The organism is Paenibacillus antibioticophila, assembly GCF_000455265.1.
Classification (GTDB): domain Bacteria; phylum Bacillota; class Bacilli; order Paenibacillales; family Paenibacillaceae; genus Fontibacillus; species Fontibacillus antibioticophila.
The window spans coordinates 2391225-2413920 of record NZ_HG005139.1 but is presented as its reverse complement, the minus strand read 5'-3'; the positions used below and the strand labels follow the sequence as shown (position 1 = coordinate 2413920).

20 protein-coding genes and 1 pseudogene are annotated in these 22696 nt (G+C 53.1%); 19 read left to right on the top strand and 2 right to left on the bottom strand.

Annotated features, from left to right (window positions below; all coding sequences use genetic code 11):
• Window positions 1–37 precede the first annotated feature (37 nt).
• From coaBC to TX85_RS11090, 7 genes and pseudogenes are all read left to right on the top strand, one after another.
• Window positions 38–1258, top strand: a complete 1221-nt coding sequence (gene coaBC, locus TX85_RS11120; protein ID WP_044479178.1) for a bifunctional phosphopantothenoylcysteine decarboxylase/phosphopantothenate--cysteine ligase CoaBC — start codon at window positions 38–40, stop codon at window positions 1256–1258.
• Window positions 1255–3804: a primosomal protein N' gene (gene priA, locus TX85_RS11115; RefSeq protein WP_044479177.1), complete on the top strand. Its 2550-nt coding sequence runs from the start codon at window positions 1255–1257 to the stop codon at window positions 3802–3804. Before coaBC ends, priA begins: the two co-directional genes overlap by 4 nt.
• 244 nt (window positions 3805–4048) lie before the next feature.
• A pseudogene (def, locus tag TX85_RS11110) lies at window positions 4049–4545 on the top strand (peptide deformylase).
• A gap of 32 nt (window positions 4546–4577) precedes the next feature.
• Window positions 4578–5528 (top strand): methionyl-tRNA formyltransferase, encoded by a 951-nt coding sequence (gene fmt / locus TX85_RS11105; RefSeq protein WP_044479998.1) that lies wholly within the window; start codon window positions 4578–4580, stop codon window positions 5526–5528.
• Window positions 5525–6919, top strand: coding sequence for a 16S rRNA (cytosine(967)-C(5))-methyltransferase RsmB (gene rsmB / locus TX85_RS11100; protein WP_071784186.1), 1395 nt, complete (start codon window positions 5525–5527; stop codon window positions 6917–6919). The genes fmt and rsmB overlap by 4 nt, the downstream gene beginning before the upstream one ends.
• A gap of 290 nt (window positions 6920–7209) precedes the next feature.
• Window positions 7210–7527, top strand: coding sequence for a PadR family transcriptional regulator (locus tag TX85_RS11095; RefSeq protein ID WP_044479996.1), 318 nt, complete (start codon window positions 7210–7212; stop codon window positions 7525–7527).
• Window positions 7514–8185 carry a DUF1048 domain-containing protein gene (locus TX85_RS11090; RefSeq protein WP_049894904.1) on the top strand — a complete coding sequence of 224 codons (672 nt, stop codon included), beginning with the start codon at window positions 7514–7516 and terminating at the stop codon, window positions 8183–8185. The genes TX85_RS11095 and TX85_RS11090 overlap by 14 nt, the downstream gene beginning before the upstream one ends.
• A gap of 150 nt (window positions 8186–8335) precedes the next feature.
• Here the strand turns inward: TX85_RS11090 and TX85_RS11085 are convergent, their stop codons facing one another.
• Window positions 8336–9067, bottom strand: coding sequence for an SDR family oxidoreductase (locus TX85_RS11085; RefSeq protein ID WP_044479176.1), 732 nt, complete (start codon window positions 9065–9067; stop codon window positions 8336–8338).
• A 184-nt stretch (window positions 9068–9251) separates the two neighbouring features.
• On the opposite strand from TX85_RS11085, the gene TX85_RS11080 reads away from it, so the two are divergent.
• From TX85_RS11080 to spoVM, 7 genes are all read left to right on the top strand, one after another.
• A complete protein-coding gene (locus TX85_RS11080) occupies window positions 9252–10235 on the top strand; it encodes an AraC family transcriptional regulator (RefSeq protein ID WP_049894903.1) in 984 nt (327 codons plus the stop codon).
• Between the two features lie 114 nt (window positions 10236–10349).
• Complete coding sequence (rlmN, locus tag TX85_RS11075) at window positions 10350–11396, top strand: 23S rRNA (adenine(2503)-C(2))-methyltransferase RlmN (RefSeq protein ID WP_044479175.1); 1047 nt, start codon at window positions 10350–10352, stop codon at window positions 11394–11396.
• 6 nt (window positions 11397–11402) lie between these two features.
• Window positions 11403–12176: a Stp1/IreP family PP2C-type Ser/Thr phosphatase gene (locus TX85_RS11070; protein WP_044479174.1), complete on the top strand. Its 774-nt coding sequence runs from the start codon at window positions 11403–11405 to the stop codon at window positions 12174–12176.
• The gene (gene pknB / locus TX85_RS11065; protein ID WP_081671700.1) at window positions 12173–14236 is read left to right on the top strand and encodes a Stk1 family PASTA domain-containing Ser/Thr kinase; all 2064 of its coding nucleotides are present in this window, start codon (window positions 12173–12175) and stop codon (window positions 14234–14236) included. The genes TX85_RS11070 and pknB overlap by 4 nt, the downstream gene beginning before the upstream one ends.
• A 245-nt stretch (window positions 14237–14481) precedes the next feature.
• Window positions 14482–15390 (top strand): ribosome small subunit-dependent GTPase A, encoded by a 909-nt coding sequence (gene rsgA / locus TX85_RS11060; RefSeq protein ID WP_044479173.1) that lies wholly within the window; start codon window positions 14482–14484, stop codon window positions 15388–15390.
• 11 nt (window positions 15391–15401) lie between these two features.
• Window positions 15402–16058 (top strand): ribulose-phosphate 3-epimerase, encoded by a 657-nt coding sequence (rpe, locus tag TX85_RS11055; RefSeq protein ID WP_044479172.1) that lies wholly within the window; start codon window positions 15402–15404, stop codon window positions 16056–16058.
• 177 nt (window positions 16059–16235) lie between these two features.
• Window positions 16236–16316 (top strand): stage V sporulation protein SpoVM, encoded by an 81-nt coding sequence (gene spoVM, locus TX85_RS11050; protein ID WP_044479171.1) that lies wholly within the window; start codon window positions 16236–16238, stop codon window positions 16314–16316.
• A gap of 95 nt (window positions 16317–16411) precedes the next feature.
• On the opposite strand, the gene rpmB is transcribed toward spoVM, so the two are convergent.
• On the bottom strand, window positions 16412–16600 hold the full coding sequence (gene rpmB, locus TX85_RS11045) for a 50S ribosomal protein L28 (protein WP_044479170.1): 189 nt from the start codon (window positions 16598–16600) through the stop codon (window positions 16412–16414).
• A 307-nt stretch (window positions 16601–16907) separates the two neighbouring features.
• Between rpmB and TX85_RS11040 the strand changes: the two genes are divergently transcribed.
• From TX85_RS11040 to TX85_RS11020, 5 genes are all read left to right on the top strand, one after another.
• Window positions 16908–17267, top strand: a complete 360-nt coding sequence (locus TX85_RS11040; RefSeq protein WP_044479169.1) for an Asp23/Gls24 family envelope stress response protein — start codon at window positions 16908–16910, stop codon at window positions 17265–17267.
• Between the two features lie 14 nt (window positions 17268–17281).
• The gene (locus TX85_RS11035; protein ID WP_044479168.1) at window positions 17282–19045 is read left to right on the top strand and encodes a DAK2 domain-containing protein; all 1764 of its coding nucleotides are present in this window, start codon (window positions 17282–17284) and stop codon (window positions 19043–19045) included.
• Between the two features lie 28 nt (window positions 19046–19073).
• Window positions 19074–19946 (top strand): DegV family protein, encoded by an 873-nt coding sequence (locus tag TX85_RS11030; protein WP_044479167.1) that lies wholly within the window; start codon window positions 19074–19076, stop codon window positions 19944–19946.
• A 14-nt stretch (window positions 19947–19960) separates the two neighbouring features.
• Window positions 19961–22006 carry an ATP-dependent DNA helicase RecG gene (gene recG, locus TX85_RS11025; RefSeq protein WP_044479166.1) on the top strand — a complete coding sequence of 682 codons (2046 nt, stop codon included), beginning with the start codon at window positions 19961–19963 and terminating at the stop codon, window positions 22004–22006.
• Between the two features lie 80 nt (window positions 22007–22086).
• Window positions 22087–22374 carry a stage VI sporulation protein F gene (locus TX85_RS11020; protein WP_044479165.1) on the top strand — a complete coding sequence of 96 codons (288 nt, stop codon included), beginning with the start codon at window positions 22087–22089 and terminating at the stop codon, window positions 22372–22374.
• Window positions 22375–22696: the final 322 nt, after the last annotated feature.

Genomic DNA, 22696 nt, shown 5'->3' with positions numbered 1-22696 from the left:
ATTCAGGCTCGTTCAGATAGAAAGCGGGGGATTTACGTTGCTTAACGGGAAGAAGATTTTGCTGGGCGTATCAGGTGGTATTGCCGCCTTCAAAGCGGCTGCATTGTGCAGCAAGCTGGTGCAGCAGGGAGCGGAGGTACGGGTTATCATGACCGAATCGGCTACCAAATTGATCACCGAGCTGACGATGCAGGCGCTGTCCAAAAACCCGGTTTATACCGATACTTTTGATGAAAAGCATCCAGCCGAGATATCACATATCCAATTGGCCGGCTGGGCCGACTTGGTGCTAATCGCTCCTGCAACCGCGAATATTATTGGCAAAATGGCGGCGGGGATTGCGGATGACATGCTGTCCACGACTCTGCTTGCGACGCAGTCACCGATCATGGTTGCTCCGGCGATGAATGTCCATATGTATTCTCATCCGGCGGTTCTGCGGAATATGAATGAACTGGCTTCCCGGGGGGTTATGTTCGTGGAGCCGGGTGAGGGGCTGCTTGCTTGCGGCTATGTCGGAAAGGGAAGGCTGGAGGAGCCGGAGCAAATTGTGAGCGTGGTAAAGAATTTCTTTGAACGCCGCAGTGCTCAGGCACAAGCTCCCTTGCGCGGGCACAAGGTAGTGATTACTGCCGGAGGCACGCTGGAGCGGATTGATCCGGTGCGTTATATTTCCAATGACTCCACCGGCAAAATGGGCTTTGCCCTTGCAAAGGCCGCGCAGCAGTTGGGGGCGGAGGTAGTGCTGATCGCAGCCAATACGGCCTTGCCTTCCCCGGCTGGCGTTCAGGTGATTCGCCTGGAATCAGCACAGGAAATGTACGAGGCAGTCCAGGAGCACTGGAGCAATACCGGCATTCTGATCATGGCTGCAGCCGTGGCGGATTATCGGCCGAAGAAGGCCGCTGATCGAAAGATCAAGAAAGCCGGAGATACGCTGACATTGGAGCTGGTCAAGAATATCGATATTCTGGAAACCATGGGACAACAGAAATCGTCCCAGTTTATGATCGGCTTTGCGGCCGAGACGGACGATCTGGAGCAGTATGCGATGGATAAGTTGAAGCGTAAAAATTGCGATCTTCTTATTGCCAACGATGTAACCCGTGAGGGGGCCGGCTTCGGTACAGATACGAATATCGTTCATATTTATGACCGGAACGGGCTTGTTGAGGCAATGCCGATGATGTCCAAGGATCAGCTTGGATTGTACATTCTTGAACTGGCCGCCAAGCGGCTGGAGGAGTATAAGTCATGACTTATACCGTGGCTAAAGTAATTGTTGACGTGCCGAGCCGGGAGACCGATCGGCCTTTTGATTATTTAATTCCGGAAAGCATGAGCCACTGGATCGAGGTAGGAAGCAGAGTTGGCGTTCCATTTGGGCGGAGGACGGTGCAAGGGTTTGTCGTCTCCCTTCACACGGAATCGGAAATGGATCCGAAGCGGATGAAAGCGATCCAGGAACTGCTGGACCTGACGCCGCCGCTGCCGCAGGATCTGGTGGAGCTTGCCTATTGGATGAGCGGAAAATATGCATGCAGCAAGATCGCGGTGCTTCAAGCGATGATTCCTACAGCATTAAAGGGCAGGGCGGAAGTAATGGTATCGGTGGCAGAGACCGCTGCTTCCGAAGCCGAGACTGTTAAAGCGGAGTCCGGTGTTAACGCCAATCAGGCACTGCTCTCTCTGTTAAGCGGCGAGGAACGGGAAATCATGGATTACGTTGCTTCGGCAGGACAGACAACGCTGGAGCATCTAAGCAAGCGTTATCCTGAGCGAGCGGCCGAGATCAAAGGCTTGATCGGACGCGGCCTGCTTACCGAAAGCCAGATGATCAAAGACAAGATCCGGAAGAAGACCGTGAAGACTGTAACAGCAGCTGTGACCGGAGAAGCGTCAGTAGCTGCCTTGGCGTCCTTCAGCACGCAGGCCCGCAGGCAAAAGGAAGTGCTGCAGTTTCTGGTGGAGGCAGGGATTACTCTGTCCTTGCAGGAGGTACTGTCCGAGCTGCGCGTTACCGCGGGAACTGTAAACAAGCTTGCTGAGAAAGGCTATGTCGTTATTGAGGACAGGGAGGTATTCCGCGATCCTTACGCAGGCCGCAGATTCAAGGGAACGGAAGCGCTGGAACGAACGCCGGAACAAGAGCAGGTGTACCATAAGGTAAGCGAGGCGCTGGATGCCAGGGAGTATGGCGTATTCCTGTTGCACGGTGTAACCGGAAGCGGCAAGACCGAGGTGTACCTGCAGACGATCGAACGCTGTATTGCTCAGGATAGACAAGCTATCGTGCTTGTTCCGGAAATATCGCTCACACCGCAAATGGTGGAGCGCTTTAAGGGACGCTTTGGCGGCAAGGTGGCTGTAATGCACAGCCGCTTGTCTACAGGTGAACGCTATGATGAATGGCGTAAAATCAGGGAAGGGAGAGTACAGGTCGCGATCGGAGCGCGGTCCGCGATCTTTGCTCCTTTTTCCGAGCTTGGACTGATTGTGATTGATGAGGAGCATGAGACCTCCTATAAACAGGAGGAGACGCCGAAGTATCATGCCCGAGATGTGGCGGTTCGCCGTGCCAGACAGCATGGAGCCGCCGTTATTCTTGGCTCCGCTACGCCGTCGCTTGAGAGCTATTATGCAGCGCGCTCACAATCCGACGATCTGTTCGCCCCGTTGCTGCTGGAGATGAAGCAGCGGCCATCCGGAAGCAGACTGCCGGAGGTTCGGGTTGTCGATATGCGTGAAGAATTGAAGGATGGCAATCGCTCGATGTTTAGCCGGGCGCTGCATGCAGGGATTGCCTCCAGGCTTGAAAAGGGCGAGCAGACCGTACTGTTTCTGAACCGGAGAGGGCATTCTACCTTTGTGATGTGCCGTACCTGCGGCTATGTCGCCGGATGCCCGGAATGCGATATTTCGCTGACCTATCATCAGAAGTCGAACAATTTGCGTTGTCATTATTGCGGGTACGCAGCACCTGCGCCGGCCGTATGTCCGGAGTGCGGAAGCGAGCATATCCGGTATTTCGGAACGGGTACCCAACGGGTTGAGGCGGAGCTTGCCAAGCTATTCCCCGGGATACGGGTGATTCGAATGGATGTGGACACCACAACCGAGAAGGGCTCGCATGAACGCCTGCTCCAGACGTTTCGGGAGAAAAAGGGAGATGTGCTGCTCGGCACGCAGATGGTCGCCAAGGGACTTGATTTTCCTGACGTGACTCTCGTGGGTGTAATCGCAGCCGATACGGCTCTTAATTTTCCTGATTTCCGCTCGGCAGAAAAGACGTTCCAGCTCCTGACCCAAGTAGCCGGACGCGCTGGCCGCCATCAGCTTCCGGGCGAAGTATTCATCCAGACCTATATGCCGGAGCATTATTCGATTGTCCATGCAAGCGGGCATGATTATGCTTCGTATGTTCGCGAGGAGCTTAAGCACCGCAGGACGCTGCATTATCCGCCGTACAGCCGGCTTATTCTGGTGACGATGTCTCATGAGAAGCTGCCGCTGCTGCTGCGAATGGCAGAGAATTTCGCCGGGGACTTGCGCTTGAAGGCGCAGAGGCTTGGCTGGTTCGGCAGCCTCGATCGCCTTTCTGCGGAGGCGCTGGATATTCTGGGGCCGGTTGCTTCGCCGATTCCGCGCATCAAGAACCGCTACCGCTTCCAATGCATGGTGAAATACCGCGGTGACCTGGATGCAGTTGCGTTGGTGAAGGAGATGGCGGAGGCGATGCTGGGCCAGCTGAAGGATGCTTCGCTGCAAATCAGTATCGATGTGGATCCGCAAATGCTGATGTAATCATAAATATATATAACATGAGCGATTTATATAAGTTGAACTAATTAAAACGTATTAGGGCATAAGTGTGAAGTGTACTGAAGAAGCAGAGCGTTCGCCTTTGTGAGTGGAATTCTACCCTGAAATGGTTTGATTCATTCAAGAAATCCGCGAACAACAGCGATCGTAAGTACACTTCACACGTTGCCCCAGCACGTATAACCATTATTCAACTTATAACTTATCGAGAAAGATGGTGACCTAAATGGCAGTCAGAAAAATAGTGCTTGAGCCGAATGAAGTGCTGCACCAGGTAGCGGAAAAGGTAGACCGGGTTACACCAAGGGTGAAGAAGCTGCTTACCGATATGGCCGATACCATGTATGAGGCGGATGGAGTCGGGCTGGCCGCCCCGCAAATCGGTGTATTGAAACGGCTGATTGTGGTTGAGTGGGAGACGATCATGGGCTGATCGAGTTGATTAATCCGGAAGTGGTCTCCGCAGAGGGCGAGCAATTCGGACCGGAAGGCTGTCTCAGCATCCCGGGCTTTCGCGGGGATGTCCGACGTGCACAGACGGTGACCGTAAAAGGCCTGGACCGCAATGGCAAAAGAGTGACCTATACGGGTACGGATCTGCTTGCCAGAGCATTTTTACACGAGATTGACCATTTGAACGGGGTATTGTATACCTCGCTTGCTGAACGTGTCTACGAAATTACGGACCAGGAGGAAGAGAACGAAGAGGAGGCGGAAGCGTGAGCCAGACAACTTCATCAATAAGCATTTTATTTATGGGAACCCCTGACTTCGCAGTTCCGTCTCTGGAGGCGCTCATCTCCGCCGGCTACAAGATCGTCGGGGTAGTCACCCAGCCTGACCGCCCGCAAGGGCGGAAGAAGGTGCTTACGCCGACTCCGGTCAAGGAAGCGGCTCTGCGTCATGGCCTCCAGGTATTGCAGCCGCAGCGGCTTCGCGCTCCGGAAGCGGTAGCGGAGGTGGCTGCGCTGGCGCCGGATTTGATCGTGACAGCGGCTTATGGTCAGATTTTGCCCAAGTCGGTGCTGGATTTGCCGCGATTCGGCTGTCTGAACGTACACGGCTCGCTGCTGCCCAAATATCGCGGAGGGGCGCCGATCCAGCGCGCCATTATCAACGGCGAGAAGGAAACGGGCATTACGCTGATGTATATGGCGGAGGGCCTGGACACGGGCGATATGATCGCAAGAGCTGTTGTCCCGATCGAAGACGAGGATACCTCGGGCATGCTGTTTGAGAAGCTGAGCGAAGCCGGGGCTAAGCTGTTGGTGGAGCAGCTGCCATCCATTTTGGCAGGAACGTCTGACCGCATTCCGCAAAATGACGAGGAATCAACCTATGCGTCCAACTTGACGCGTGAGGATGAGCGAATTGACTGGTCAGCCAGTTCGCGTGCCATTTATGATCGCGTACGGGGGTTGGTTCCCTTTGCCGGTGGATTTACGACCTGGAACGGCGAGGTGTTCAAGATCTGGGCGGTTGCCAAGCCTGATGCAGAATACGGGAACGCGGAAGGGACAGTTGCCGGTAATGGTGGCGGGCAAGCTCCTGGTACCGTGCTAAGCCTCTCACCGCAAGGCATTGAAGTGAAAACCGGGGACGGCTCGGTATGGCTGACACGGGTTCAGCCTGCCGGCAAGAAGGCGATGGAAGCGGAAGAGTTCATCCGCGGCGGGGTTATGAAGCCAGGGACGGTTCTATCATGAGCAGCGGCGGGCGCAGTCCGGCCAAATCCACGTCCCGAAGTGTAGCGCTGCAAGTGCTGACCGCCGTGGAACAGGAGGGGGCATACAGCAACTTGCTGCTCAATGGGGCGTTGCAGAAATCCGGCCTTTCCGGGCCTGATGCGGGGCTAGCTACAGAACTGGTTTATGGGACAATTCAGCGGCTTAACACGATTGATTTCTTGCTGGAGCCGTTTGTGACCAAGGGGATGGGGAAGTTGGCCCCCTGGGTCCGCAATTTGCTGCGGATGAGCTTCTATCAGCTTTATTATCTTGATCGTATTCCCCCGCACGCCGTAGTCAACGAGGCGGTGAACCTGGCGAAGAAGCGAGGCCATCAAGGTATCTCGGGTATGGTTAACGGAGTGCTCCGCAACGTACTCCGCCGTAAGGAGGAGTTGAAGCTGCCGGAGGGACTTCGCCCTGTTCAGCGCATCGCCCTGGAGCATTCTCACCCGGAATGGCTGGTGGCACGCTTACTGGAGCAGTATGGCGAACAAACGGCGGAGGCAATTTGCCGGGCCAATAACGAGCCGCCTTCGATCAGTATTCGCGTGAACCGGGCGAAGACAAGCCGGGAAGACATGCTGCGATTGCTAAAGGAACAAGGGCTGTCGGCCGCTCCATCCAAGCTTTCCCAAGACGGAATCGTAGTGGAGGGCGGCGGGGGCAATATGGCCCTCACTCCCTGGTATCGGGAGGGTTTGATTTCTGTACAGGACGAAAGCTCTGTGCTGGTGGCCGAAGCGCTAGATCCGGAGCCAGGCATGTCCGTGCTGGATTGCTGCGCAGCTCCTGGAGGGAAAACCTGTCATATCGCCGAGATCATGCAGGGCAGCGGCCTGGTGCTGGCCAACGACATCCATCCGCATAAGGCGAAGCTAGTCGAGGATCAAGCGAACCGTCTGGGTCTGACCAATATCGATATTTCGACGGGAGACGCTTCGAAGCTGGGTGAGCGCTTGGAGCAGAATTCCTTTGACCGCATCTTATTGGATGCCCCTTGCTCCGGACTCGGTGTGATTCGCCGCAAGCCGGACTTGAAATGGGCCAAGACGGCTGGCGATATTGCAGAAATTGCCGGCATTCAACGTACGTTGCTCGACACGGCTGGAGACTTGCTTAAACCGGGCGGCCTGCTGGTCTACAGCACCTGTACGATTGAGCCGCGTGAAAATGTGGAGATGGTGAGCAACTTTTTAAGCCGCCATCCAGAGTTCGAATTGGCTGCAGACAAGCCGTCAGCCTGGGAGACTGAGCCGCTGGCTGCGGCATCGGCGCGTGGGAGCATCGGCTTGCAAATCCTGCCTCAGGATGCTCATTCCGACGGTTTCTATATCGCACGGTTACGCAAGAAGCATGATCAAGCGTGACGGTAACAGAGTAGCGAAATAAGCCGCCACAATTCTAAAGCAAGGAAAACAGGGCCAGGCCTCTGCCGTTTTCGGGAGGCCTGGCTTTTCTTGTGCGGCCGGTATTCGGTGAAAATAATGAGGTTGCACTACCCTTAAATTATCCCACCGCTAACTTGCATTGCAAAGTAGTGTATGTTACACTTCACTTATTATCTAACTTGTAATGCAATATAGTGTGCTTTTGCGCCAAGGTATCTTGCATTGCAATATAGAGAAAGGGGAATCGGAAGTTGGATAGTCAGAGCCAGATGCTGAAAGGGCTGCTTGAGGGCTGCATGCTTGCTATTATTTCAGAAAAGGAAGTATACGGGTATGAATTAAGTGAGAAGCTGCATGAAGCAGGATTGGTCATGGTCAAGGAAGGCAGTATTTATCCGTTGCTGCTGCGTATGCAGAAAAATGGGCTGATCGAGGGCACCATGAAGCCTTCGGCAAGTGGACCAGACCGCAAGTACTATCATCTTACTGAGCAAGGAGAACAGGCCTTGCAACTGTTTGACGAAAGCTGGGCTCAGTTGTCCCAGGCCATCACTTATTTAAGGAGGAAACGCGATGAACACAACTGAAATGATTAAACGCAACAATGAACGACGTGAACTTCTGAATAAAGAAAACCTGAAGGTGTATGAAGACGCCATGATATACATTCGATTAAATGCCCGCTCTGAGTATGCAACGGAAAGCATCTTGCTGGAGCTATTGGAACATCTGATTGAAGCTCAACAGCATGGAAAATCCGCACAGGATGTTTTCGGCGACGATCTGCATGCCTATTGCGATGCCTTAATTGCCGATATTCCCCGGCAAAGCAAGCAGTCCTGGCTGCTGGATATATTGAGATACACAACCCTTTTGTTTTCAACCCTTTTTGCGGTCTATACAGTTGTTCAACTGCTCTCTTATTTCATTCCTTCACTCAAAACGGAAAGCATTAGCTTGCTGCCCTTTGTGGTCATTATTGGCCTATCAGGGATTACCATCCTTGTTGTGCTATACGCCCTTAAAGCTTCCATATTTGGCACCAAAACCTGGTTTATTCTTGGCATTGGGGTCTATCTCATAGCGATTGGCGGGTATGTCTATTCAACCATTGTGTTCAAGGGCATCTGGACTGTTCCAATTAATTTCTGGTCCTGCCTTGCCGTCACGATAGTTATGTTCCTCCTGCACCAGTGGTTCAAGAGGCTCTCCAACAAAGCCGATTTGAAGCTCTCCCGTAATTGACATCTGTGGATTGTGGATAGGGACAATATAATTATGTGCTATGTAAAATCGAGCGAGCCAGAAAGTCGGTTCTTACAGACTTCTGGCTCGCTCTATTTTCGTTCGTATACCAACCCGGCAAATCGACCTGCTGCTCTGTTAAAAATTCCTTTAATTGAACCCGCCGTTGACTCTCAAGGTCTGCCCCGTGATCCAGCGGGCCTTGTCGCTGACAAGCAGTTCGATAGCGCTGGCGATATCTTCGGGCTCACCCAGTCGGCCAAAGGCGTTCATCCGCGTAAAGGCTTCGATTTGCTCCGGAGATTTTCCGGTCAGGAACAGCTCCGTAGCTACTTGACCTGGGGCGATACAGTTAATTGTAATATTCCGCGGTCCGAACTCCTTCGCCAGTTGCCGTGTCAGTTGCTCGACGGCTCCTTTGGTGGCTGCGTAGACGCTGTAAGTTGGCAGCATCGCACCGGATACAGAGGTGGAGAAATTCACGATAGCTCCGCCCGGCGCCATATGCTTCATAGCTTGCTGGCAAGCAAAATAGGTTCCTTTTACATTAATAGAGAAATGGCGGTCGAAAATCTCTTCCGTAACCTCCTCAAGAGGGTAGTTGTTCATGATCCCGCCGTTATTAACCAGAATGTCCACGCGGCCGAACCGGCCTATGGTCTCTGCGAATAATGCCTCCACCTGATTAACTTGACTGAGGTCAGCCTGAATGGCCAGGGCTTCGCCGCCGCTTTCTACGATGCCCTTCACCACTTCTTCCGCCTCTTCCTGCCGGGTTGAATAATTGATCACGACCTTCGCCCCCGCCTGGGCGAGTTGAATGGCTGTTTGTCTCCCGATGCCCCGTGAGGCCCCGGTGATGATAGCTACTTTTCCATGCATAGTCCTTCTCCTCCGCTTCGATAATTAAGGCCAAGCTTAGATATGCCTTCCGGGCCCTTGTGAGATGATTATAACCAGAGCGAAGGGCTGCCTGTTAGCTCATTCATCTTCCGTTCTTGCCTAATCCTCTTTCACACTTCTATAATAAAACAACGAATAAATACGGTAGCAAAGGAGCCCCTTGATGAAACAGATAGCGGATGAAGCACAATCCAGAACGGAAGCGTTACAGCAGTTAACACATCTGTTGTACCGCCATGCTCCGGCTGCTGGAACGTATCAGACGGCGATTCCTTCCTTGTCACTAATGCACGCAGTGCAGCCGTCGGCCCCCTTTGAGTCGGTCTACAAGCCCTCGGTTTGTATTGTGGCGCAAGGAGCCAAGCTGTCCACACTCGCGGGTCAAATCTATCGGTATGATTCCTCGGCGTACTTCCTTACCTCTGTACAGTTGCCTGTAGCAAGCAGTATTGTTGAAGCGTCGCCCTCGGTTCCGTATTTAGGGTTGAAGCTGTGCTTTAAGCCCGAGATGATTGTGGAGATTGCCATGCAAGCGGCTTCGCTCCGTTCCGCTCGCGAGGAGGCTTCCCGAGTGGAAAGCCATCGGGGACTCTCGGTGCAACAAACCTCTTCGGCGTTGCTGAATGCCGTCGTCCGGCTGGTAGGTCTGCTGGATACACCGGGCGATATACCTGTACTGGAGCCGTTGATTATACGTGAAATTCTGTATCGTATCGTTCAGGATCAGCCATCAGGCAGCCTTGAACAGTTTGGTATCCATGGCAGCCATGCTTACAATATCGCTCAAGCAATCCGCATTATAAACCGGCAATACGACCGCATGTTGACCGTAGAACAGTTAGCTAAGTCGGTAAATATGAGCGTATCTGCATTTCACAAACATTTTAAGCAGGTTACCGCATTTAGTCCGCTGCAATATCAGAAATCGGTTCGCTTGCACGAAGCCAGACGTTTAATGCTGGCGGAGGGAACCCAGGTGGCGGATGCCGCCTTCCGGGTGGGCTACGAGAGTCCGTCGCAATTCAGCCGCGAGTACGCTCGCATGTTCGGGAAGCCGCCTATGCTGGACGTCCAGCAATTGAGAGAGTCGCTGCAGGCTGCGAGCGGATCAGCTTCAACATCTGCAAGCGGGGGAAACGGGAGTTAGAACTGCCTTGACCCAGACATGCTTTAGTAGTATAGCTATTTATGTTAAAATAGAAAGAATGAGTGGCTATTTGTACTAGTTGAACTCAATTTTTATGAAATGGTGTGTGAATAAATGAAACCTTTTATATATGACTACAGCCTGGAGGAACTTCAGGAATGGGCCGTAGAGCAAGGGGAGCCGGCCTTTCGCGGAGGGCAGATTTTTGACTGGCTGTATGTGAAGCGGGTGAACTCGTTCGAAGAGATGACGAACCTGTCCAAGCGGCTGCGCGAGCAGCTGGACGAGCAATTCGCCTTCGTCACGCTGAATGAGATTACGAAATATGAGTCGAAGGACGGCACGGTCAAATTCTTGTTCGGCCTGCATGATGATCATGCGATCGAGACCGTTATTATGAAGCATAATTACGGCAATAGCATCTGTGTGACGACCCAGGTCGGCTGCAAGGTGGGCTGTACGTTCTGCGCCTCGACACTTGGAGGGCTTAAACGGAATCTGACCGCGGGAGAGATTGTTGCCCAAGTGGTTCAGGCACAGAAAATATTGGATCCCCGTGGAGAGCGGGTCAGCAGTATCGTAATTATGGGAACCGGCGAGCCGTTTGAAAATTACGAAGAGACTATGAAATTTTTGCGGATAATGATCCATGAAAAGGGCTTGAATATCGGACAACGGCATATTACTGTATCAACGAGCGGGATTGTCCCGAACATTTACAAGTTTGCCGACGAGGACACTCAGATCAATCTCGCGATTTCGATTCATGCGCCTAACGATGCGCTGCGGTCCAAGCTGATGCCGGTCAATCGGAGATTTCCTTTTGACGATGTAATGGAATCGCTCCGTTACTATATAGCCAAGACCGGACGCAGAGTGTCCTTCGAGTATGCTTTGATTGGCGGTGTGAATGATCGCCCCGAGCATGCGGAGGAGCTGGCGCAGGTTCTGAAGAACATGCTCTGCCATGTCAATCTGATTCCGGTCAACCATGTTCCTGAACGCAAGTACGTCAGAACATCCAGAAATGACATTTTTCAGTTCCAGCGGATATTGGCGGAGAAAGGAATTAATGTTACGATCCGCCGTGAGCAAGGCCATGATATTGCGGCAGCCTGCGGTCAATTGCGGGCGAAGCACATGGAGTCTGGTGCGAGGTGATCAAGTGTGATTAGAACTGTGTATGTAAGCGATGTGGGACATGTCCGTTCGGTCAACGAGGACAGTTCCTGGGTATCCTCTCTGGAGCAGGGTTACACCCTGGCCATTGTCGCAGATGGAATGGGAGGACACCAGGCTGGCGATCTGGCCAGCAAGCTGACGGTGGAGACCATTGTGAGCCAATTGCAGCCGCTCCCTCCAGGGCTGGAAGTCGAAGAGCTGGCCGAGCAGCTGAAGCAAGCCATTCTGCATGCGAACGATGTGGTGTATCAGAAGGCATCGGAGAGCGACGAGTATCATAACATGGGAACGACGGTTGTAGCGGTGCTGCTGAACGAGAAGGACGGCATTATCGGACATATTGGAGACAGCCGGGTATATAAGTACCGTAGCGGCAAAATGGTACAGCTGACCGAGGATCATTCGCTGGTTAACGAACTGCTCAAGACGAAGCAGATCAGCGAGGAGCAGGCGAGCGTCCATCCGCACCGCAATGTGGTAACCCGGGCGGTCGGAACAGATCCCAAGGTGGAGGCTGATCTGCACTTTGTTTCCCTGGAGCAAGGGGAAATGCTGCTGCTCTGCAGTGATGGGCTCAGCAACTATGTAACGCTTGACCAGATGATTCTCACGCTGCAGGCTGACGATCTCAGCCTCGATGAGCGGGCAGGCAGACTATTGCAGTTTGCTTTGGATGCCGGGGGCGATGACAACATTACCGTTGCGCTTCTGGAGCAATGTGCCGAGGAATTGTCAAGCGGAGAGGAGTGGAATTCATGATCGGACACGAGTTGGGCGGTCGCTACCAAATTATCGAGCGTATCGGCGGAGGCGGAATGGCCCTGGTCTATAAGGCGCAGGACATTCTGCTGAACCGTTACGTTGCCATAAAAGTATTGCGTCAGCAATTTGTGAATGACGAGGAGTTTATCCGCCGTTTCCGCCGTGAAGCGCAGTCAGCTGCATCATTGTCACATCCGAACATTGTCAGTGTCTACGATGTAGGGCAGGAGGAAGACGTCCATTATATCGTGATGGAGTACGTAGAAGGCCAAAATCTTAATGAAATTATAAAAGAACGCGCACCGCTGCAGGTGGAAGAGTCCGTACGAATTGCTTCCCAAATTGCAGATGCGCTGGATCATGCCCATCATAACCAGATTATTCACCGGGACATTAAGCCGCATAATATTCTGATCGGCCGCAATGGCCGGGTGAAGGTGACCGACTTCGGCATTGCCAGAGCGGTGACCTCTGCCACGATTACACAGACAGGCTCTGTGGTCGGATCGGTGCATTATTTCTCTCCGGAGCATGCCAAGGGGGTAGCTACCGGTGAAAAGTCCGACCTGTATTCGCTCGGCATTGTTCTCTATCAAATGCTGACCGGACAGCTGCCTTTTCTCGGGGAAAGTCCGATCAGCGTAGCCTTGAAGCATCTGCAGGAGCAGTTCGAGGAGCCGAGGCTGGTCAATCCGATGATCCCGCAGAGCGTGGAAAATATTATTCTGAAATCCATGCGCAAAAATCCGGCCGAGCGCTACCAATCCGCCAAGGAAATGCTTCGTGACCTGGAGACCAGTCTCTTGCCGGAGCGGCGAACGGAATCCAAGCTGTACTTCTCCGATGAAGAGGATGCCGACAGCACCCGAATTATTCCCGCCATTAAGCCGACAGGCAAAGCTATGGGCGGAGCCTCCAAGCTGTCGCGGGATTCCCAGTCAGCGGATGAGTACAGATCTCCCAAGAAATCCTCGGGCAAAAGCAGAGCGGTTCTGTGGATCAGCTTGACAGTCGTTGTGCTGCTCGCCATGCTGGGCGTGGCGCTTTACGTCAATAAAATGGTAACTGTACCTGAGGTGCCGGTCCCTAATGTGGTGAATCTCAGTGAACAGGAAGCCACGTTGAAGCTGTCGGAGGCCGGCATTGAGATCGGCACGATTGACAGAGTGTATAAAGAGGGTGTCGAGGAAGGCATCGTATTCGAGCAGAGCAAGCCGGAAGGCATCAAGGTAAAAAAGGGCTCATTGATCGATCTGAAGGTGGGCACGGTCAAGCCGCTGGAGAAAATGGAGTCTGTTCTCGGACTGACTTACGAGGATGCAGTGGAAAAGCTTATTCTCGAGGGAATTGACAGATCCCGTATTAAAATGAAGGAGGACTTCTCCGATACTGCAGAGCCTGGAAAGATATTCATACAATCCCCGGAGGAAGGCGTGGACTACGATCTTACGGACGTAGAGGTACTGCTTACCGTCAGCAAGGGCAAAGAGAGCACAGAAATGCCTGACCTGTACAATAAGACACTCAAGGAAGCGCAGGCTCTTCTGAAGGAGCGTGGCATACCGATTGCAAAGGATGGAATCAAGGAGAAGCCCAGCTTTGAGGTGGAGGCCGGCAAAATTGTAGAGCAATGGCCGTTTCCGCCAAATGAGCAGGTGCCTGCCGACTCAGAGGGGGTTACATTGTTCGTAAGCACCGGTTATCCTCCGGAAGCAGTGGAATATACCTTTGAAGTGCCGGTAGCGCCGGCCGCAGAAGGCCAAATGAGCAAAATCCGTATCGTATACACGGATGCACGCGGAGAAAACCAGGAATGGGGCACCCAGACGGTAGGCAAGCCGCAGTATTTGACCGTCAATCTCGTTCTGGCTCCGAACAAGGATGCTGCCGTATCCGTGCATCGGGACGGGGCCTTCCTGGAGACCTATCCGGTATCCTATATCGATGCGAAGCAAGGCACCGTACCGACCCTGCCGCTTCCTGGAGAACAGGTAGATGATACGATGGGGGACGGAGAGGAAGAAATTCCGGATACGGGAATAGTTGTGAACCCTTAAAGTGCGTGTTCAAAAATCAGGTTTTTAGCACCGAGAAGGTTGCGAGAACCCGAAGAAGGAGGAACGGAGTGTAGGCAGAACCTGCATGAGCGAAATGCTTCCAAAGGAAGCATACCTCGTAAGCATCCGCTCGGACTTCGAGGGTGAACGCAAGATTCGATGTCGAATCAACTCCTTGGGATACTTCGTGATCAAAAGATGACTTTTTGAACAACCTCTTAAATCGAGTGAAAGCGAGGCCGATTATGCCTGAGGGCTTGATTGTAAAAGCACTAAGCGGATATTACTATGTTAAGCCGGAAGGTTCCGCTCCCGGGGAAGTCATTCAATGCCGGGGGCGGGGCATTTTCAAAAAGAAGGGACTGACTCCGCTCGTGGGCGACCAGGTTATCTATACGCCTACGGAGAATGGGGAGGGCACAGTGGATGAAATTCTGCCGCGCGCGACGGAGCTGGTCCGTCCTCCTATTGCCAATGCCCGGCTTGCCGTGCTGCTCTTCTCTTTGAAGGAGCCGGATTTGAACTTGTCATTGCTGGACAAGTTCCTGGTACATATTGAACACGCCGGGCTGAGAGCGCTTATCTGCTTGACCAAGGAGGACCTGCTTGGGGAAGCGGATAAGGCGGAGGAAGCCGATCCAACCGAACAGGTGAAGCAGCTCTATGAAGAGATTGGCTACGATGTGATCGTTACCAGCTCGGTAAGCGGACTCGGCACCGATGAGGTCCGATCCCGACTGGCCGGCGAGATCAGTGTATTCTCCGGACAGTCCGGGGTAGGCAAATCCACCCTGCTGAATGCCATGCTGCCGGGCTTATCGCTCGAAACGAGCGAGATTAGCCTGAAGCTGGGCCGGGGAAGGCACACCACCCGTCATGTGGAGCTGATCGAATTGGATAACGGGGGATATGTGGCCGATACGCCGGGATTCAGCCAGCTGGATTTTCTGGAGCTGGGCGTAGAGGAGCTCTCCTCCTGCTTCAGGGAATTCCGGGAGCTTGCGGACGATTGCAAGTTCCGGGGCTGCAGCCATCTGCACGAGCCGGGCTGCCGGGTCAGAGAAGCGTTGGAGCGCGGTGAGGTGGCTTCAAGCCGCTATGAGCATTACGTGCAATTTCAACAAGAGATGAAAGACAAGAAGAGGAGGTACTAGCTGATGTCGCAGTGTTTATTGCACCTTCTATTTTATCCGCCGACTTTTCGAGGCTGGGGCAGGAAGTGGCCGAGGTGGAGTCCGGTGGTGCGGACTGGCTGCATGTCGACGTCATGGACGGACATTTCGTACCGAACCTGACCTTCGGGCCGCTGGTGATGGGAGCTATCGCACCCTTGACCCAGCTGCCGCTGGATGTTCACCTTATGATCGAACGGCCGGAGCAATATATTCCCGCGTTCGCAGCGGCGGGCGCACATGTGATTACGGTTCATGCCGAAGCTTGCGTGCATTTGCACCGGGTCTTGCATTTGATCAAGGAACAGGGTGCAAAGGCCGGAGTAGCCATTAATCCGGCAACGCCTGTATCCGCGATCCGCGAGGTGCTGGAGGATGTGGACCTGGTGCTTGTCATGACAGTGAATCCAGGCTTCGGAGGACAAGCCTTTATACCGGCAACCTTGCGGAAAATCCGCGAGCTCGATGAGCTGAGAACGCAGCACGGGTATAACTACCGGATTGAGGTTGATGGAGGAATTGCCGCTCCTACCGCTCCGCTGGTCGTAGAGGCCGGCGCGGATGTGCTGGTAGCAGGCAATGCGGTATTCGGGCGCAGTGACCGCCGCGCAGCGATGGAGGAGATCAGGACCAGTCTTGGCCGGGCGTAGCGGCCTCGATCCAATACATTCCGCCGAATCCATGGCATAGGCCAAAGAAGCGGCGCATACAATGGGTTACATGAGCAGGGTTCTCATGTAGCCTTTTTTTTGCGGTGAGAATACACTGAACGAAGGATCGAATCATACAATAAGGTAAGGGCATGAGAATGATGGGGAGGGTGAACGATGAGATTTTACACATTCAAGCTGCCTAAATTTCTTGGAGGCTTCGTTAAGGCCGTACTGAACACATTCCACAAAAATTAATACACACTATACTTCTGCGGCGGGCCTTCATAGAACACGAAAAAAGCACCTCTAATCAGAAAAGGTGCTTTTTGTCTATATGCTTATTCGAACCCTTACACGCGGGTCACTTTACCGGATTTCAAAGCCCGGGTACTAACGTATACGCGCTTAGGCTTACCGTCAACCAGGATGCGAACTTTTTGCACGTTTACGCCCCAGCTGCGACGATTGCGGTTGTTAGCATGGGAGACATGGTTACCGCTGCTTGGTTTCTTGCCAGTTACATAACATTTGCGAGACATTCCTTACACCTCCTGTTCCAATACACCATTCTTGAAAATAACAGCTCTAAAGCGTACTCACGGTTATTGTTCAAGCCGGCCTGAAAGTGCCGGTCGATTCCTGATGATTCTTGCCCTGAGCGGGATGAAGCCATAAGAAACCGCATAAAACAATACTTTTATATAATATCACAGTGAAAAAAGCGGCGTCAACAGATCATGGAACTTTATTTCATAGTCCGATTGTATCTTTTATTTATTTCTCTGTATTCTTATAGTACAATATTGTTTAGTCCATAATAATTTCAAGGGAGGAGTGAGTGCAGGCGTGGCTATACAATTGGATACCGAATATGGACACATCGATATCTCGGATGAAACGATAGCGGTTATCGCCGGATCGGCCGCCATGGAGTGTTATGGACTGGTAGGAATGGCAAGCCGAAAGCAATTTAAGGACGGCATCGCCGAGTTGATTGGTCGCGAGAATCTGACCAGGGGTGTGGAAGTGAACCTTGAGAATAACCGATTGGCAATTCATCTTTATATTATAGTCAGTTATGGGACAAAAATTTCCGAGGTCGCACACAACATACAGCAAAAAGTAAAGTACGTATTGAATGAAATCGTTGGACTCGATGTAGCTGAGGTCGGCATCGTAGTACAAGGCGTACGTGTATCAAGCTAGGAAGGGGAATTCTCTTGAGTAAGCGTTCTTTAAATGGAACAGATTTTACCGCCATGGTACTTGCCGGGGCGCAGCGTCTCTCACAGTACGCCGAGCATGTCAATTCACTTAATGTCTTTCCGGTTCCCGACGGGGATACGGGCACGAATATGAACCTGACGATGACGGCCGGCGTAAATGAATTGAAAAGCAACGGAACAGGCGGTCTTGGCAGCCGTGCAGGAGTTCTGTCCAAGGGATTGCTGATGGGCGCCCGCGGAAACTCCGGCGTGATCCTTTCGCAATTGTTCCGTGGCTTCGGACGGTACGCAGCTTCCTATGAAGAGCTGAATACGGTTCAATTCGCAGCGGCTCTGCAGAGCGGGGTAGATACCGCTTACAAAGCTGTGGTCAAGCCGGTAGAAGGCACGATCCTTACGGTAGCCAAAGAAGCTGCAAAGCATGCCGTGTTTTATGCCAGACGGACAACGGACGTCACCGAGCTCATGACGGAGGTGCTCGCAAAGGCGAAGGAAGCGCTCGCCAATACGCCTGAACTGCTGCCGGTATTGAAACAGGTAGGGGTAGTTGATTCCGGCGGTCAAGGTCTTGTCTATATTTATGAAGGATTCCTGGCGCAGCTTACAGGACAGGTACAGCCTGATCCAGCCGTACAGGGACAAGCTGTGGAATTTGCACCGGCTCAACCGGTTAAATTGGCAGCGGATCATGTGCACGCTTCTTCCGCGCAGGCCAAGCTGGAAACAGAAGACATTGAATTTTTATATGATATGGAATTTTTTATCAATCGTAAATTAGGGGGCGTTCCCGGATCTCTCTTCGATGAGGATCAATTCCGGAAAGCGCTGTCACAAAATGGAGATTCCATCATTGTAATTGCAGACGATGAAATCATTAAAGTACATGTTCATTCTAAAGCTCCTGGCGAAGTGCTCAATCTTGCTTTGCTTTACGGAGAAATTACGCAGATTCATATTCTGAACATGCGCGAGCAGCATCGAGATTTGCTTACAGCGGGCATGGATGCGGCTCCGATGCCGGAGCTGTTTGCCGATATCCCTGCGGAGCCGGCACGTTCGGCCGATCCGGCCAAGCTGCCCGCCGACGAGCTCGCTCCTTACGGATTTATTGCTGTGGCCTCGGGCCAGGGCATTACTGATATTTTCACGAGTCTGGGCGTAGATGTGGTTCTGTCCGGCGGACAGACGATGAATCCGAGCACGGAGGATTTCGTGAAGGCGATCCACTCGATTTCCGCCCAGCATGTATTTGTGCTTCCGAACAACTCGAATATTGTTCTGGCAGCCCAGCAAGCGCGCGATTTGCTTGAAGGCGAGCGCAGCGTAACCGTGATCACAAGCAAGAGTATTCCTCAAGGCATTGCGGCCGCTTTCGCTTTCCAGGAGGATGAAAGTGTAGAGAACAACACGGAGAACATGATGAACGCGGTTGCCCATGTGAAGACAGGGCAAGTGACTTATGCGGTCCGTGATACAGTTTTCGACGAGCTTGAGATTACTGCAGGACACTATATCGGCATCGCCGACTCCAAGATTGTCAGCACGGAAGCGGGGCTGCTTGAGACCAGTCAGGCACTGCTTGCCAGGATGATTGTGAACGGGGATGAAATTGTGACCATGCTTGTTGGCGAAGAGGCGGATGAGGCCATTACGGAACAGCTTCAAGCCTGGATAGAGGAAACGTATCCTGAAGCCGAAGTAGAGATTCACAGCGGCGGACAGCCGATCTATTATTATTTGTTCTCGGTTGAATCCTGATCGGAGCCATGAAAGGGCGGGGATATCTATGAAGCAGATTATTATCGTTGCTGACAGTACCGCAGACGTGCCAAAGGCGATAGTCGAGGAGTATGGGATTCATATCGTGCCTATGCGCCTCGCTTTTGGAGAGGAGACCTTTATAGAAGGAATTGACATCACCGTAGAAGAATTTTATGACAGGCTGTCAAAATCGCGGGACCTGCCAACGACTTCACAAACCTCTCCATCCCAGTACGTTGAAGTGTATCAGAACCTGATGCAGCAATATCCGGAAGCATCGATTATTTCGATTCATATTTCATCCGGCATGAGTGGCACGTACCAGTCCGCGGTGCTGGCCAAGAGCATGATCGAGGAGGAGCACGGCGAGGCTGTTGACATTACCGTCATCGATTCCTTGTCCGCGACCTATGGCTTCGGTCTACAAGTCGTCCTTGCGGCGCGGATGGCCAAAGCCGGAGCTTCCGTTCCGGAAATCGTCGCCGAAGTAGATCGTGTCGGCAAGGCGCGGCAGGTTTATTTTCTCGTCGATGTCCTGGATTATCTGCAAAAGGGCGGTCGGCTGGGCAAAGCCGCTGCGATTTTTGGTACGCTATTGAATATTAAGCCAATCCTGTCCGTCAATGACGAGGGTGCGATCTATGCCGTCGACAAGATCAGAGGACATAAGAAAGCTGTATCCCGGGTCGTTGAATTGTTCGTGAAGGATTACGGTGACCAGAGGGACATTAATATTGCAGTCTGCGATTGTGTGAATCCGGAGGGAGCCGAGGAAATCCTCAGACTGATGGGTGAGCACTTCACGATCCATGAGGTCGTGCGGACCAGTATCGGCGCAGTTGTCGGCACTCACGTCGGGCCGGGAACGGTGGCTACCTTTATCTGGCCAGCAGAATAAGATAGGAGAGTCTTATGGAATTACATGAGATTCCGGTAAGGCAGGTCAGCGGCGTGAGCGCTCTTAAAGAAGGAGAGCTTCACGCCTTTGGCGTCTTTACGGTAAATGATCTAATTGAATATTATCCGTACCGGTATGAGGATTATCGTCTTCGCTCGCTGACCGAGGCGAAGGATGGCGATAAAATAACGGTTCAGGCTAAAATTATCGGGGTTCCGGTCCTGCAGCGGTACGGTAAAAAGTCAAGATTGACCTGCAAGATGGTGGCGGAGGACTGGATGTTTACGGCGACCTGGTTTAACCGTCACTTTTTACGGGAGGAGCTGACGGCGGGGCGGGATATTATATTGACCGGGAAATGGGATCTGCGGCGCAGCCAGCTTACGGTATCCGAATCGGAGTTCCCCGATAAAGGGACGCTGCGGAGCGGAAGCCTGCAGCCGGTCTATTCGGTTGGCGGAAAGATTACGCAGGCCTGGATCCGCAAGACGATCGGACAGGCACTCCGCCAGTATGGGGAGATGATTCCGGAGAATTTGCCGGGCGAGCTGCTGAAGAAATATGATCTGATGCCGCGCCGCCGGGCCATTCAGTGCATCCATCAGCCTACGGACAGCGAAGAGGGCGGGTGGGCCCGGCGCCGGATGGTGTATGAAGAGCTATTCCTTTTTCAGCTTAAGCTGCAAGCTTATCGTGCTATGAATCACGAGCGGCAGGACGGCGTAAGCCATGGAGCCACCAATTCAGAGATTCGCGAATTCGTGCGCAGTCTTCCCTTTGAGCTGACCGATGCCCAGAAGCGGGTGGAGCTGGAAATCCTCAAGGATATGCGCTCTTCTTACTGTATGAACCGGCTGCTGCAAGGCGATGTCGGCTCAGGCAAGACGGTTATCGCGGCTATCGCGTTGTTCGCAGCGGTCAAGTCCGGTCATCAAGGCGCCTTCATGGTGCCGACCGAAATTTTGGCAGAGCAGCATGTCCGCTCGCTGACTCGGATGTTCGAGCCATTCGGCATCCAGGTCGGCCTGTTGACCGGCAGTGTAACCGGACGCAAGCGCAAGGATTTGCTGGCTTCGCTCCAGATGGGGCTGATTGATATTGTCGTCGGTACGCACGCCCTGATCCAGGAGGATGTGTTCTTTCGCTCGCTTAGCCTGGTGGTAACGGATGAGCAGCACCGCTTTGGCGTGAATCAGCGCAGTATTCTGCGCCGCAAGGGCTTTAGCCCTGATGTGCTGACGATGACAGCAACGCCGATTCCGCGCACGCTGGCGATAACGGCTTTCGGGGATATGGATGTATCGACGCTGTCGGAGCGGCCCAAAGGCCGGAAGCCGATTACGACGTATTGGGTCAAGCACTCGATGATGGATCGGGTGCTGGGCTTTATCTCCGGCGAGATTTCGCAGGGGCGGCAGGCTTACCTGATCTGCCCGCTAATCGAAGAATCGGACAAGCTGGACGTACAGAATGCGATCGACCTGTACGTGGCGATGCAGCAGGCATTCCCTGATTATAAGGTTGGCCTGCTGCACGGAAGGATGACCTCGGCGGAGAAGGACGAGGTTATGCGGGCATTTTACGATGGCGAGGTGCAGCTGCTTGTCTCGACCACGGTGGTGGAGGTCGGGGTCGATGTGCCGAACGCGACGCTGATGATTGTGATGGATGCCGACCGGTTCGGCCTTTCGCAGCTGCACCAGCTGCGGGGCCGGGTCGGCCGGGGCGAGCACGCCTCGTACTGCGTGCTCATCGCGGATCCGAAGTCGGAGGTCGGTCAGGAGCGGATGAAGGTCATGACCGATACGGACGACGGCTTCGAGGTGGCAAGGCGGGACCTGGAGCTGCGCGGTCCCGGGGATTTCTTCGGCACCAAGCAGAGCGGGGTGCCGGAGTTCCGAATCGCGGACATGGTCAGCGATTTCGCGGTGCTGGAGGCGGCGCGGGACGATGCCGCCCGGCTGGTCGGCGAGCGCGTCTTCTGGACGTCGCCGGAGTATGGGCCGCTGCGGAGCTATTTGCAGCGGGAGCAGATTTTGCAGGGCGAGATTATCGACTAGCGGATCGTTGTTGTCACATTGTACAGCCCTCCCTTCATACACTAGAAAGAAGGCCCATTGAACGGGAGGTGTCGCTGTCTTTGAGTTATAAGCAATTCGGAATCAGTCCCCAGCTTGTGGAACGGATTAAGCTCAAAATGAAGAATCCGACGACCAAGGAGCGGGTGAAGAAGCTTGTCGAAGGTTTGACCAAAGCCGATCTTCAAGACAGAGTGAAGGTAAGGCGGCTGGTGAAGAAGTCTGCCGCACTGATGGGAGAGAGGCTGACCAGCGTTCAGGAGGAGCAGATTGTCCAGTTTGTGTTGTATCAAAAGATCGATCCCCAAAGCACGCTCCATCTCATTCGTCTGTGGAGTATGTTCCGTTAGGGACATAACGGAGCAGGCAAGGTGAGATGAGAGTGCGGCGGGCGAAGCTGTCAGCCGGAAGGTTCCGGCTGATTTTTTTTTTGTATTTTGAGGCGGGCTGGGACTTTAAAATCGGTGCTTGACGCGATTGAAGATCCGGAGAGCCCCTTGGGGCGCGGCCTGAGCAATATTAGACTTGAACAATTATAGACCGGACACTTATTCGAACACTTATAGATTCGAAAACGAATACTTATGATGAAGCACAAAGGGATTTGTACGATTTTCCACACAAGTTGTTCCAAAACCTATCCTGATTGATGTATGTTATACGAAAAATCGT

Bases quoted from the DNA above. Each gene is read 5' to 3' on its own strand.
- priA (WP_044479177.1), top strand. From the start codon at position 1,255: ATGACTTATACCGTGGCTAAAGTAATTGTTGACGTGCCGAGCCGGGAG.
- fmt (WP_044479998.1), top strand. From the start codon at position 4,578: ATGGGAACCCCTGACTTCGCAGTTCCGTCTCTGGAGGCGCTCATCTCC.
- rsmB (WP_071784186.1), top strand. From the start codon at position 5,525: ATGAGCAGCGGCGGGCGCAGTCCGGCCAAATCCACGTCCCGAAGTGTA.
- TX85_RS11095 (WP_044479996.1), top strand. From the start codon at position 7,210: ATGCTGAAAGGGCTGCTTGAGGGCTGCATGCTTGCTATTATTTCAGAA.
- TX85_RS11090 (WP_049894904.1), top strand. From the start codon at position 7,514: ATGAACACAACTGAAATGATTAAACGCAACAATGAACGACGTGAACTT.
- TX85_RS11085 (WP_044479176.1), bottom strand. From the start codon at position 9,067: ATGCATGGAAAAGTAGCTATCATCACCGGGGCCTCACGGGGCATCGGG.
- TX85_RS11080 (WP_049894903.1), top strand. From the start codon at position 9,252: ATGAAACAGATAGCGGATGAAGCACAATCCAGAACGGAAGCGTTACAG.
- rlmN (WP_044479175.1), top strand. From the start codon at position 10,350: ATGAAACCTTTTATATATGACTACAGCCTGGAGGAACTTCAGGAATGG.
- pknB (WP_081671700.1), top strand. From the start codon at position 12,173: ATGATCGGACACGAGTTGGGCGGTCGCTACCAAATTATCGAGCGTATC.
- rsgA (WP_044479173.1), top strand. From the start codon at position 14,482: ATGCCTGAGGGCTTGATTGTAAAAGCACTAAGCGGATATTACTATGTT.
- spoVM (WP_044479171.1), top strand. From the start codon at position 16,236: ATGAGATTTTACACATTCAAGCTGCCTAAATTTCTTGGAGGCTTCGTT.
- rpmB (WP_044479170.1), bottom strand. From the start codon at position 16,600: ATGTCTCGCAAATGTTATGTAACTGGCAAGAAACCAAGCAGCGGTAAC.
- TX85_RS11030 (WP_044479167.1), top strand. From the start codon at position 19,074: ATGAAGCAGATTATTATCGTTGCTGACAGTACCGCAGACGTGCCAAAG.
- recG (WP_044479166.1), top strand. From the start codon at position 19,961: ATGGAATTACATGAGATTCCGGTAAGGCAGGTCAGCGGCGTGAGCGCT.